The organism is Spirosoma migulaei (genome assembly GCF_054776855.1).
Map to the genome: position 1 here is coordinate 120,414 of NZ_BAAHBG010000006.1, position 12,150 is coordinate 132,563.

Annotated in this window: 12 protein-coding genes; all 12 read left to right on the forward strand. The window is 45.3% G+C overall.

All coding sequences use genetic code 11. The features are described 5' to 3' along the window. Positions 1-179: 179 nt before the first annotated feature. The 12 genes from ACYVGO_RS08605 (at position 180) to ACYVGO_RS08660 (ending at position 12,063) form a co-directional block, all read left to right on the forward strand. The gene (locus ACYVGO_RS08605) at positions 180-2,363 is read left to right on the forward strand and encodes a T9SS type A sorting domain-containing protein (RefSeq protein WP_460968916.1); all 2,184 of its coding nucleotides are present in this window, start codon (positions 180-182) and stop codon (positions 2,361-2,363) included. Between the two features lie 205 nt (positions 2,364-2,568). Further along, a complete protein-coding gene (locus ACYVGO_RS08610; RefSeq protein WP_142776295.1) occupies positions 2,569-2,940 on the forward strand; it encodes an NADH-quinone oxidoreductase subunit A in 372 nt (123 codons plus the stop codon). Positions 2,941-3,021: 81 nt separating this feature from the next. Then, the gene (locus ACYVGO_RS08615; protein ID WP_142776296.1) at positions 3,022-3,567 is read left to right on the forward strand and encodes an NADH-quinone oxidoreductase subunit B; all 546 of its coding nucleotides are present in this window, start codon (positions 3,022-3,024) and stop codon (positions 3,565-3,567) included. 84 nt (positions 3,568-3,651) lie between these two features. Beyond that, positions 3,652-4,152 carry an NADH-quinone oxidoreductase subunit C gene (locus ACYVGO_RS08620; RefSeq protein WP_460968917.1) on the forward strand — a complete coding sequence of 167 codons (501 nt, stop codon included), beginning with the start codon at positions 3,652-3,654 and terminating at the stop codon, positions 4,150-4,152. Between the two features lie 87 nt (positions 4,153-4,239). Further along, positions 4,240-5,472, forward strand: a complete 1,233-nt coding sequence (gene nuoD, locus ACYVGO_RS08625) for an NADH dehydrogenase (quinone) subunit D (RefSeq protein ID WP_142776298.1) — start codon at positions 4,240-4,242, stop codon at positions 5,470-5,472. A gap of 15 nt (positions 5,473-5,487) precedes the next feature. Then, positions 5,488-5,988 (forward strand): NADH-quinone oxidoreductase subunit NuoE family protein, encoded by a 501-nt coding sequence (locus tag ACYVGO_RS08630; RefSeq protein ID WP_142776299.1) that lies wholly within the window; start codon positions 5,488-5,490, stop codon positions 5,986-5,988. A gap of 8 nt (positions 5,989-5,996) precedes the next feature. After that, entirely contained in the window at positions 5,997-7,337 is a 1,341-nt protein-coding gene (gene nuoF / locus ACYVGO_RS08635) for an NADH-quinone oxidoreductase subunit NuoF (protein WP_142776300.1), read from the forward strand. A 66-nt stretch (positions 7,338-7,403) separates the two neighbouring features. Further along, positions 7,404-8,489 (forward strand): NADH-quinone oxidoreductase subunit G, encoded by a 1,086-nt coding sequence (locus ACYVGO_RS08640; RefSeq protein ID WP_460968918.1) that lies wholly within the window; start codon positions 7,404-7,406, stop codon positions 8,487-8,489. Between the two features lie 116 nt (positions 8,490-8,605). Further along, positions 8,606-9,760, forward strand: a complete 1,155-nt coding sequence (gene nuoH / locus ACYVGO_RS08645) for an NADH-quinone oxidoreductase subunit NuoH (protein WP_142776302.1) — start codon at positions 8,606-8,608, stop codon at positions 9,758-9,760. Between the two features lie 71 nt (positions 9,761-9,831). After that, positions 9,832-10,398, forward strand: coding sequence for a NuoI/complex I 23 kDa subunit family protein (locus ACYVGO_RS08650; protein ID WP_142776303.1), 567 nt, complete (start codon positions 9,832-9,834; stop codon positions 10,396-10,398). A 91-nt stretch (positions 10,399-10,489) separates the two neighbouring features. Continuing rightward, positions 10,490-11,044 carry an NADH-quinone oxidoreductase subunit J family protein gene (locus tag ACYVGO_RS08655; protein ID WP_460968919.1) on the forward strand — a complete coding sequence of 185 codons (555 nt, stop codon included), beginning with the start codon at positions 10,490-10,492 and terminating at the stop codon, positions 11,042-11,044. 146 nt (positions 11,045-11,190) lie between these two features. Next, positions 11,191-12,063: a CE1 family esterase gene (locus ACYVGO_RS08660; RefSeq protein WP_460968920.1), complete on the forward strand. Its 873-nt coding sequence runs from the start codon at positions 11,191-11,193 to the stop codon at positions 12,061-12,063. Positions 12,064-12,150 lie beyond the last annotated feature (87 nt).

A 12,150-nucleotide genomic window follows, 5' to 3' on the forward strand; every position in this document is an offset into this window, starting at 1 on the left:
ATCCTAGGATAACCGTTCAATCATAGAAACTAGCTTTAAATTTGCATTTTACCGGGATAGTAAATTCTGGCAGATAAACTGCTGAGCGCTTAGTAAGAGCGGTCTGGTTTTTGCATGAGTTATTGGTTAAGGTCAACACCACCACTAACAGAAAAGGGAGAGTTATTGATAGATACCAAATGAACAACAATTATTTTCTAGTATGTCTGCTAACGTTGGGGCTGGTTGCTGTTAGCTCAAGAACCACTGCCCAGACTAGCAGTCAAGTACTCAAAATTACCTACCCAGAAAGTAGGGCTATATTTCAACGTGAAAATGATAATACCAGCACAATCTATTTGTCAGGTAGCATTTATCAACCCATTGATAGTGTCCAGGCACGAGTTCAGGCAGAAGAAAATGGGCAGGGTTTAAATACGGACTGGGTTACTATTCAGCGAAATCCACAAGGTGGAATTTTCCAAGGTTCAGTGCGCGCAAAAGGAGGATGGTATCGCCTAGAAGTACAGGCATTTGTTGGTGGTAAAGCGGTTGGTACAGACGTTGTTCGTAAAGTTGGTATTGGCGAAGTCTTTATTATAACTGGCCAGTCGAACGCACAGGGCTTTCAGAATTATGGCGCTTTGGGAGCAGCTGATGATCGGGTTAACTGCGTATCGTATGATAACATTACGGCTAACTCACTTGCTGACCCTCCAGCTCCAACCTTTCAACAACTTAGTGCTACATCAATTATTGGGCCACGTGGGCAGAGTGCCTGGTGTTGGGGCGTTTTGGGTGATCTGATTGTGAAGCAGTACGGTGTTCCGGTTTTGTTTATCAATACTGCCTGGTCAGCAACAATTATTAAAAACTGGCATGACAGCGCTGATGGCCTACTTGCTAAAAATATTTTTGCGATTGGCACTCCCGACGAAAACTTTCCGGTTGGAATGCCCTATGCTAATCTAGTAATTGCCCTTCGCTACTATTGTTCTCTTCAGGGTCTACGTGCAGTATTATGGCAACAGGGCGAAACAGATAACGTACCCCTGCATTCCAGCCGAAAAGACTATGCAGAAAATATGCAATACATAGTCAATAAAACCCGTGCGGATACAGAGCGTTATCCTGCCTGGGTTCTGGCAAGATCATCATATAATGATGGGCAGGTAAGTCAGGATATTATTCAAGCACAGAACGATGTTATAAACACCTATAACAACAATGTTTTTGCTGGCCCATTTACTGACAACATTCAAATTCCCCGTTTTGATATTGTTCACTTCGGTAACCGGTCAACAAACAATCCAGGAGATAAAGGCCTAAATGATTTAGCACAAGCTTGGTTTTCTAGCCTGAACGCGGTTTTTTTTGCCAGTTCAAGGCCATTGCCACCTTTACCTCAGCCAGCCATTGCCGTTACCTGTGGTACATCCAATAGTAACCTGACCTTAAGTCTACCCGGATCGTACAAATCCTACACATGGAATTCTGGCCAGACAACACAGACAATTACGGTTAACCAACCGGGGCTTTATAGAGCCGTGTTGAAAGATAGAAACGGGAATACGTATTTGTCGCCTGCTATTGAGGTACAAAGCCCTATTCAGCCAGCAACTCCAACTATTTCATTAGCCAGTCAGCCTGGAAAAGTAGTTGATAATCAGCAACAAATCTGTGCGGATTCAACGTTATCGCTCATTGCCAATACGTCTGCAAACAGTACAGGTTTATGGAGTCTGAGCACGACAAGTACCCTTAGCAAAACGATTGCCTTGACAAAATCAGGCAACTATTCTTTACAGGCTGTTAATGTATATGGTTGTAAATCTGTTCAACCAGCAATTGTCAGCCTAACGGTACGGCCCAAGGTCCCAACACCCAGTATTGAACAAATCGGTGCCTACAGTTTACAGGCCGTGCTTCCTACACCAACAGGTGGCCAACCTGATTTATTCGATTGGCGACGAGCTGGTGGAGAAGTAATTCCGCAAACCAGTGCTGTTGTAAAAGTAGTTGTATCCGCTAACTATTCGGCTCGTACTAAAACGACATTTACACTTTCTAATGGGAATAATCTAACCTGCTACTCAGACTACAGTGCCCCTAAGGCGTTTACATTTGACCGATCAAACGGGGGGCTGAGTATTTACCCAAACCCATCAACAACGGGGACCATTACGATTGAAACGATTGAAAACCTGAAGAACGCAGATGTTGATGTGTTCTCGTTGAGCGGGCAAAAACTCTTCTCAACTCAGGTTCCAATTCTCGATGAACGTAAATCCATTGACCTCTCGGGTCTGTCACAAGGCATTTATTTGGTTCGGGTTCGTTCGGCGGGTTTTGATGTATCCCGACGGATTATTATTAATCGATAATTAATTCCCCACAGAAAACACCAAAAGCCTTTCGTTACAGAAAGGCTTTTGGTGTTTTCTGCGGGTTTAGTCTCTGTATCAGGCATTGGTTAAACAAGCCATTGTCGTATCTTTGAGTCATATTTAGTGTGGAGTAGCATAGACGCGCTAGCGTGAGTCTATTGGTTTTATCGCTACATTTGCGCCGGTCTTCTCAACTCATTGTATGAACACAACTTATGTTCCGGCTGATTATTTGCCGGTGCTTATTCAGCTTGGTTTAGCTATTGGTTTCATCGTGGCAACCATGATTGCTACCCATGCTCTAGGGCCAAAACGTCATAGCCAGAAAAAAGACGATCCATTCGAATGTGGTATCCCAGTACAGGGAGATGCACGCACCCCAATATCTATTAAGTACTTTCTGATCGCAATTCTGTTCGTTCTATTCGATGTGGAGGTGATCTTTTTATATCCCTGGGCAGTTAATTTTAAGGGCTTGGGCATGACCGGATTTGTTGAAATGGTCCTGTTTATGGGTTTACTCCTGGCAGGCTTCTATTACATCATCCGCAAGGGTATTCTCAAGTGGGAATAGGCCCTAATAAATGAATTTTAGAGCATATTTATTCGTTGTTATACTAACTAACTACAACCGCAACGGCGGACCGTGTTTTTTATGGCAGCAGACATTAAATTGGCCGAAGCCCCCGCGAGTTATGATGGCCCAGGTTTCTCGGCTACTTCGTTTGATAAAATAATTGGGCTGGCTCGGGCAAATTCGCTCTGGCCCCTGCCGTTTGCAACTTCATGCTGTGGTATTGAATTTATGTCAACCATGGCCTCCCACTACGATTTAGGCCGCTTTGGTGCTGAACGCCCCAGCTTCTCTCCACGTCAGGCAGATATGTTGCTTGTGGCAGGTACCATTGCCAAAAAGATGGGCCCTATTGTAAAGCAAGTCTATCTACAGATGGCCGAACCTCGCTGGGTTATTGCCATTGGTGCCTGTGCTTCTAGTGGAGGCATTTTCGATACTTATAGTGTTTTGCAGGGCATTGATCGCATTATTCCGGTTGACGTATACGTACCAGGTTGCCCTCCTCGCCCAGAACAGATTCTGGATGGTGTACTTGCAGTACAGGAACTGGCAAAGAATGAGTCACTACGCCGGCGCAATACCGAAGAGTACCAGAAATTACTAAGTTCCTATAGTATTCAATAAATGGAAGATTGGTAAATGCATCTATACGACCAAAGTCGACTATAGCATCTACCAATTTATGTATCACTCACTCACTCATTGACGATGCTGACCAACGAAGAAGTTGCGCAGACAATTATTAACCAGTTTGGCGAGGCTGTTACAGACTTTGATGATCCGTATGACCTGCTAACCTGCTCAACCAGCCGCGATCAGATCATTCCTTTGGTAACGTACCTGAAAGGTCATCAGACGTTACAATTTGGCTTCCTGACAGATATTACCGCGATTCATTACCCTGACTCGATTGGTAAGGAGTTCTGTGTAGTCTATCATTTACACAGTTTGACCAATAATTTTCGCTTACGGATCAAGGTCTATCTCACTGCCAATGATGTGCATATACCAACGATGGTATCTCTATTCGCCAGTGCGAACTGGATGGAGCGAGAAACGTTCGATCTGTTTGGTATTATCTTCGACGGTCATCCTGACTTACGTCGGATTTTGAATATGGAGGAAATGGATTATCATCCCATGCGTAAAGAGTATCCGCTCGAAGACGGTACACGGGAAGATAAAATTGATGCATTGTTTGGACGATAACAACTAGCGAAAGAGCGAACGAGTGAAAGCACGGAAATCCATTTGCCAGCCACTCTTTCACTCATTCGCTCTTTCGCTCTTTATATTATGGTTTCTGAAGAACTAGACATAGCGAATAAAAATCTGCCTGCCGAGCAAGGCCCGGTTCAGTATGTTAATGAGCTAACAACGCTTAACCTCGGCCCCACTCACCCCGCTACACACGGGATTTTCCAGAACATCCTGCAAATGGATGGGGAGAAAATCGTGTCGGGCGAGCAAACAATTGGGTATATCCACCGGGCATTTGAGAAGATTGCCGAGCGACGACCATTCTACCAGATCACGACGCTTACCGACCGGATGAACTATTGTTCGTCACCCATTAATAACATGGGCTGGCACATGACCGTCGAGAAATTGCTGGGTATCGATATTCCAAAACGAGCCCAGTATATCCGAGTAATTATGATGGAGTTGGCTCGTTTGGCCGATCACCTCATTTGTAACGGTATTCTGGGTGTTGATACCGGTGCTTTTACCGGCTTCCTCTACATCTATCAGGAACGGGAGAACATCTATGAAATCTACGAAGAAGTTTGTGGTGCTCGACTAACCACAAATATGGGTCGTATTGGTGGCATGGAGCGTGATCTCTCCCCTACTGCCATTCGCAAAATCAATGAATTGCTGGTTCGTTTCCCCAAAGTACTGGCTGAGTTCGAAAACCTCTTCAACCGTAACCGGATTTTCATGGACCGTGTTATTGGGGTGGGTGGCATTTCGGCAGAACGTGCTTTGAGTTACGGATTTACGGGCCCTAACCTCCGGGCGGCTGGCGTGGATTATGATGTACGCGTTATGAACCCGTACTCCTCGTACCAGGATTTTGAATTCGACATTCCGGTTGGTCAAAGTGGCGATACTTACGACCGCTTCATGGTTCGGAACGAGGAAATGTGGCAGAGTTTGCGCATCATCAAGCAGGCAATGGATAATCTGCCGCAAGGACCCTACTACGCCGACGCCCCCCAGTACTATCTGCCTCCTAAACAGGAAGTCTATAAAAACATGGAAGCCCTTATCTATCACTTCAAGATTGTAATGGGTGAAATAGACGCTCCCGTCGGCGAAGTCTATCATGCTGTTGAAGGTGGTAATGGTGAGTTAGGGTTCTACCTGATTAGTGATGGTGGCCGTGCTCCTTATCGGTTGCACTTCCGCCGTCCATGTTTCATTTATTACCAGGCCTATCCTGAAATGTGCAAAGGCCTGACCTTGTCAGATGCCATTGTGATTATGAGTAGCATGAACGTAATTGCTGGCGAACTGGATGCGTAAATCCTGCCGAAACGTATGATAACAGACAATAACTCCGCCGTACAATTCACGCCCGAACGATTAGCAAAAGCAAAGGAAATTATTGCCCGCTATCCCGAAGGAAAACAGAAATCAGCCCTATTACCCCTCTTGCATGTATTGCAGGAGCAGGAAGGCTGGACCAGTCCCGAAGGTATGGATTATGTAGCAAGAATGCTTGATATTCAACCCATTGAGGTTTACGAAGTGGCGTCGTTCTACACTATGTATCACCTCAATCCGGTTGGCAAGCATGTTATTGAATATTGCCGAACGGGCCCTTGCTGCTTAATGGGGGGCGAAGAAGTGTATGCTCATTTAAAACAACGGCTTGGCATTGATACCGGTCAAACCACGGTTGATGGGCAATTCACTCTTAAAGAAGTAGAGTGTCTGGCGGCTTGTGGTATGGGGCCCGTGTTTCAGATTCGGGAGAAATATTACATGCACCTCACCAACGAGCGCGTGGACGAAATCATTGACGAACTGTCGAAATAACCTCCCCCATGGCTACCAAAATTTTAACTGAACATATCAACGTTCCCGGCATTGAAACCTTCGATGTATACCGGAAGCAAGGCGGCTATACCGCTGTTGAGAAGGCAATAAAGACAATGACTCCCGAGTCTATTGTCGAAGAAGTAAAAAAAGCGGGGGTGCGCGGCCGGGGTGGCGCGGGCTTCCCGATGGGTATGAAGTGGAGCTTTCTGGCTAAGCCAGAGGGTGTTCCCCGTTACCTGGTCTGTAATGCTGATGAATCGGAACCCGGTACATTTAAGGACCACTATCTGATGAAGAACATTCCCCACTTACTTATTGAGGGAATGATTATTTCATCGTTCGCATTAGGTGCCAACAAGTCGTTCATCTATGTGCGGGGTGAGTTGATGTATGTGATTCATATCCTTGAAAAAGCCATTGCTGAAGCAAAAGCAAAAGGATTTCTGGGTAAGAATATTCTGGGCTCTGGTTACGACCTTGAACTAGTCGTACAACCAGGTGGAGGAGCTTATATCTGTGGCGAAGAAACCGCTCTGCTCGAATCATTAGAAGGTAAACGCGGCAATCCACGGAACAAACCGCCGTTCCCAGCCGTAAAAGGCTTATATCAAAGTCCAACAGTTGTTAATAACGTAGAATCCATCGCCACAACGGCCTGGATCGTGAACAATGGCGGAGAGGCTTACGCCGGTATCGGTATCGGGCGTAGCACGGGTACGAAGTTAATTTCAGCTTCAGGCCACATCAATAAACCCGGTGTATATGAAATTGAACTCGGCGTTCCAGTTGAAGACTTTATTTATGCCGATGAGTGGTGCGGAGGTATTCGTCCGGGCCATAAGTTCAAGGCACTGGTAGCGGGAGGATCATCAGTGCCCATTTTACCAGCTAACTTAGCGTTGACACTGGCTAATGGCGAAAAGCGTTTGATGTCTTACGAATCACTTTCGGATGGTGGTTTCGCAACAGGCACTATGCTTGGCTCGGGTGGTTTTATACTTTTCGATGAAACATCCTGCATTGTTCGGAACACCTGGAACTTCTCACGCTTCTACCATCACGAATCCTGTGGACAATGTAGTCCCTGCCGTGAAGGAACGGGCTGGATGGAGAAAGTTCTGCATCGTATTGAATACGGTCACGGCCATCAGCAGGATATTGATCTGCTAGTTGACGTAGCCAAAAAGATCGAAGGAAATACAATTTGCCCGCTCGGCGACGCAGCGGCCTGGCCCGTTGCCAGTGCAATTCGGCACTTCCGGGATGAGTTCCAATGGCACATCGACCACCCGTCCGAAGCAACTCAACCGGGTGCGGTCTATCGGGGAGAAATGGCATTGGTATAATGTAACGCGGCCGGAAAGCCGTGCAATACTTAATTGACCTGTGGCTTTCCAGCCGCACTACGATATATGGAAGACGTAAAGCCGCAATTACTTAAAGTCACGATTGACGGAATTGAAGTTGAAGTCGAGCCGGGTACAACCATTTTGCAGGCCGCTCGTAAAATTGGACCAGCAGTTGCCCCTCCGGCTATGTGTTACTATCAGCCACTAAAAGGTAGTGGCGGTAAATGCCGGGCTTGTTTGGTGCGTGTTGCAGCGGGGTCAGCTAAAGATCCTCGCCCGATGCCCAAACTGGTGGCTTCCTGTCTGACAGCTGTGCAGGATGGTATGATTGTCGAAAACGAAACCAGCCCACAGGTTATTGACGCCCGAAATGGTGTAGTTGAGTTCTTGTTGCTCAATCACCCGCTCGATTGCCCCGTTTGCGACCAGGCTGGTGAATGCGATCTCCAAAATTTTGCCTTCGATCACGGCAAATCAACCACTCGGTACGAAGAAGACCGGCGGACGTTCGAGAAGAAAGACATTGGCCCCTATATCCAGTTGCACATGACACGGTGCATTCTATGCTATCGTTGTGTGTATACCGCCGATCAAATTACCAACAAACGTGTTCATGGTGTATTAGGCCGTGGAGATGCCTCTGAAATTGGTACCTACATCGAAAAAGCGATTGATAACGATTTTTCGGGCAATGTCATTGACGTATGCCCGGTTGGTGCATTGACGGACAAAACCTATCGCTTCAAAAACCGGGTATGGTTTTCTAAACCAGTTGATGCACATCGTGATTGCCCAACCTGCTCGGGGAAAGTTACACTTTGGTACCGGGGCGAAGATGTAATTCGGGTAACGGCCCGTAAGAATGAGTGGGGTGAAGTACTGGAGTTTATCTGCAATACTTGCCGATTCGACATGAAGAAAACTAGTGATTGGACTATCGAGGGGCCAACGAAGATTTCTCGGAGTTCGGTTATTTCGGCTAACAAATATCGGGCTGATACCATAAAACCAAGCTTTGGCCAACGTTTAGCCGCTGCCGAATATAAGTCTATTCATGATGAGCGGGATACGTCGCAATTGGGTATTAAACAATTAGCCCCAGAACGTTTTGCGAAGGTATTGCCATCAGCTTTGGACCCAGAACCTTGAGAAATTAATCAGGTATATGGTTTACAGTTTTCGGTATTTGATTGGCTAACGCATCAATAGCAATCTTGCGTTAGCCAACTAAATACCGAAAACTGTACATCGAAAACTTTTTAAAAATGGACTTAACCATATTACTCGTTAAAGGAATCATTATCCTTGCGATTTTCGCGATAACGCTCGGCATTGCTGCGTACTCTACGTATGCTGAGCGCAAGGTGGCAGCCTTTTTACAGGATCGTATCGGCCCAAACCGAGCGGGTCCGTTTGGGCTTTTACAACCCCTTGCCGACGCGGGAAAAATGTTTTTCAAAGAAGACTTTATTCCAGCTCAGGCCAGCAAGTGGCTGTTTATTCTTGGTCCCTGCTTAGCCATGCTAACGGCTTTGATGTCGAGTGCAGTCATTCCGTTTGGCGACACCATCAAATTTGGCAACTATGCCATTCCGGTACAGGCTATTGAAATTAACATTGGTGTGCTGTATATCTTCGGCGTCGTTTCGTTGGGCGTCTACGGCGTTATGGTGGGTGGTTGGGCATCAAATAACAAATTCTCGTTGTTAGGTGCTATTCGGGCTGCTTCGCAAAATATCAGCTATGAAATTGCGCTGGGCCTATCGCTTATTGCCATTTTGATGATGAGCGGCTCCTTGTCGCTAAAGGCGATAATTGATGAGCAGGCTACATTTTTTGAGTGGAATATTTTCACCCAGCCCTTAGGCTTTATTATTTTCCTGACCTGCTCCTTTGCCGAATGTAACCGTACCCCCTTCGATTTGCCTGAGTGCGAAACGGAACTCGTTGGTGGTTATCATACCGAATACAGTTCAATGAAACTGGGCTTCTATTTATTCGCCGAATACATCAATATGTTTGTTTCCTCGGCGTTTATTTCGGCGCTATATTTTGGCGGTTTCCACTACCCATTCATGAATGAAGTGGGGCAGGCGCTTGAAAAATCGCTAGGCACCATAACAGGACATAATGTGGCAACTGCCCTTGGTGTTATTGTTTATTTCGGTAAGATCTTCTTTTTCATTTTCTTTTACATGTGGGTTCGCTGGACGCTTCCTCGTTTCCGGTACGACCAACTTATGAATTTGGGCTGGAAAACATTTATCCCGCTGGCGATCCTTAATGTTGTACTAACCGGCGCAGGCTTACTGTACAATTTCAAATATGCAACCTGGCTAATTGCCATTGTGATGATTGTATTGGCTGTAACCTCAACGGCTCGTGCACCAAAACGAGATATTATTCCTCAGCAGTCATAACTATTGAGTAGGGAGTGTTCAGTAATAATGGTTGATTAATGGCTGATCATTCTCTACTAACCACTACGTTTATGCAACTAACAAATCGCTCTAAACAGGTCAGTAACAAGGAAATGACCCTGGCGGAGAAGATGTACTTACCTGCGGTTATTGGCGGGTTAGCCATCACTATTCGCCACTTTTTCCGGAAGAAGCCGACTATTCAATACCCAGAAGTAAAAAAATATCTTGGCCCTATCTATCGGGGGCATCATATTTTGAAACGAGATGAGCAAGGTCGCGAACGTTGCACAGCTTGTGGCTTGTGTGCGGTTGCCTGTCCGGCCGAAGCGATTTCAATGGTAGCGGCCGAGCGCAAAAAAGGCGAAGAAAGCTTATATCGAGAAGAGAAATATGCAGCTGTGTATGAGATCAATATGCTTCGCTGCATCTTCTGCGGATTGTGCGAAGAAGCTTGTCCCAAACAGGCTGTTTATTTACGCCACGACCAAATGGTCCCCGTTTTTCAGGAACGTGACGAGGTTATTTATGGCAAAGATAAACTGGTTGAGAAGATGGACGACCGGTATATCCGGGCTAATAATTCCGAAGTAAAGACGACGCCAACCGAACCTAGCCTAACACGAGCCGCGACCTAAAAACTGTCATTTATTGTCATTAAGTAGTCTCAAAGCAGTAATGCTAATGACAATTAATGACGATCTAATGACAAAAAATGACAACATTTTTATGACTGAGACACTTAATTTTTTTAAAACGCTAACGCCCACCGGCTACCTATTCCTACTCCTGACAGTCATCACCCTGTTCAGTGCCATTGGTGTTGTAACCGCAAGAAACCCTATTTATAGCGTTCTAGCCCTCATTGCTACGTTCTTCTGCTTGTCTGGTCATTACATATTATTGAACGCTCAGTTCTTGGCTGCGGTCAATATTATCGTTTATGCTGGAGCTATTATGGTCTTGTTTCTGTTCACCATCATGTTCCTGAATCTTCGGAAAGAGGATGAAGAGTCGAAGACTAACCTGACAAAGATGATATCTGTGGTGGTCGGCGGGGTGTTGATGGTTATGCTCATCACTATTTTCCGGGCTAAAAGTGCTCAGGTGCCTACGGTTAATCCAGCATCATTCAGCTCTAAAACAGGATTGGTTGAGAATCTGGGGCAATTACTATATAGCGATTATATTCTGCCATTTGAATTAGCGTCAATCCTCTTCATCATTGCTATGGTCGGCGCAGTTATGCTCGGTAAGCGCGAAGCAGGCGACCGGCATTTCTGACCAGGATTCATGTGATTTTATTGACTGACTTTGACTAGTTATAAGCCGCTCATCGAGCGGCTTATTTTGTTCGTGGAGTATGAATAAGTATTAGGTGCTTTATGTCAAAAGGAGATAATTTAGTTAAACATAGTCCCATTCATTCTATGGTAAGATTCTTACTGCTTATATGTGTTCTTGGCCTGAGCATTGCATCGGCACAAAAGCCATTATTAACTGACTCCATTCTAGTGGAAGGGCATTATCGAACCTTTCATTTTATAAAACCAGCGAAAGCAAATTCATCATTAATTTTCATTTTGCACGGTTCGGGAGGAAATGGAGAAGGAACCCGAAAAGGTGCCGAAAAGCTGGAAGAAAAATCAGACAATGAAAATCTGTTGCTGGTTTACCCAGATGGCTATAAGCGCTATTGGAATGAATGTCGTAAAACGGCAAACTCGGTAGCCAATAAAGAGGACATCAATGAAAACGCTTTTTTTGGCGAAATGATCAGCTATTTCGCGACAAAGTACCAAATTAATACAAAGCAGGTTTTTGCAGTGGGCACATCCGGCGGTGGGCATATGGCTTATAAACTCGCATTGACAATGCCCGAAAAATTTCGGGCGATAACTGCCCTGATTGCTAATCTTCCAGATACGAACAATTTGGATTGCCCCGAAAAAAGAATTGCGGTCCCGGTCATGATTGTAAATGGTACGGCCGATCAGACAAATCCCTATGAAGGCGGGGAAGTTATAACTGGCACAATTAGTATGGGACTTGTTCGGTCAACCGAGCGCACATTCCATTATTGGGCAGATTTAGCAGGCTACAAAAAACAGCCTCTCAAAGAATTATTACCCGATACCGATCCGAATGATAACAAAACTATTGAGCGGTATACCTACAAAGAGAAAGGCAAACCAGAGGTTACGTTATTAAAAGTAATTGGAGGTAAACACGATTATCCGAACGACATTAATGTCTACCTCGAAGCCTGGAATTTCTTCAAAAGGCAACTAACTCAACCCTGAACCATTGTAGTTTCCAAAGAAAAATAGTATGCTTGCATAATAATTTTCTTTGGAGGTAATTATTCAGTTCAAAAATTGGTTATTCTG

Coding starts and splice junctions, on each gene's coding strand:
- nuoD (WP_142776298.1), top strand. CDS start 4,240: ATGGTTTCTGAAGAACTAGACATAGCGAATAAAAATCTGCCTGCCGAG.
- nuoF (WP_142776300.1), top strand. CDS start 5,997: ATGGCTACCAAAATTTTAACTGAACATATCAACGTTCCCGGCATTGAA.
- ACYVGO_RS08610 (WP_142776295.1), top strand. CDS start 2,569: ATGAACACAACTTATGTTCCGGCTGATTATTTGCCGGTGCTTATTCAG.
- ACYVGO_RS08630 (WP_142776299.1), top strand. CDS start 5,488: ATGATAACAGACAATAACTCCGCCGTACAATTCACGCCCGAACGATTA.
- ACYVGO_RS08650 (WP_142776303.1), top strand. CDS start 9,832: ATGCAACTAACAAATCGCTCTAAACAGGTCAGTAACAAGGAAATGACC.
- ACYVGO_RS08660 (WP_460968920.1), top strand. CDS start 11,191: ATGGTAAGATTCTTACTGCTTATATGTGTTCTTGGCCTGAGCATTGCA.
- ACYVGO_RS08605 (WP_460968916.1), top strand. CDS start 180: ATGAACAACAATTATTTTCTAGTATGTCTGCTAACGTTGGGGCTGGTT.
- nuoH (WP_142776302.1), top strand. CDS start 8,606: ATGGACTTAACCATATTACTCGTTAAAGGAATCATTATCCTTGCGATT.
- ACYVGO_RS08655 (WP_460968919.1), top strand. CDS start 10,490: ATGACTGAGACACTTAATTTTTTTAAAACGCTAACGCCCACCGGCTAC.
- ACYVGO_RS08620 (WP_460968917.1), top strand. CDS start 3,652: ATGCTGACCAACGAAGAAGTTGCGCAGACAATTATTAACCAGTTTGGC.
- ACYVGO_RS08640 (WP_460968918.1), top strand. CDS start 7,404: ATGGAAGACGTAAAGCCGCAATTACTTAAAGTCACGATTGACGGAATT.
- ACYVGO_RS08615 (WP_142776296.1), top strand. CDS start 3,022: ATGGCAGCAGACATTAAATTGGCCGAAGCCCCCGCGAGTTATGATGGC.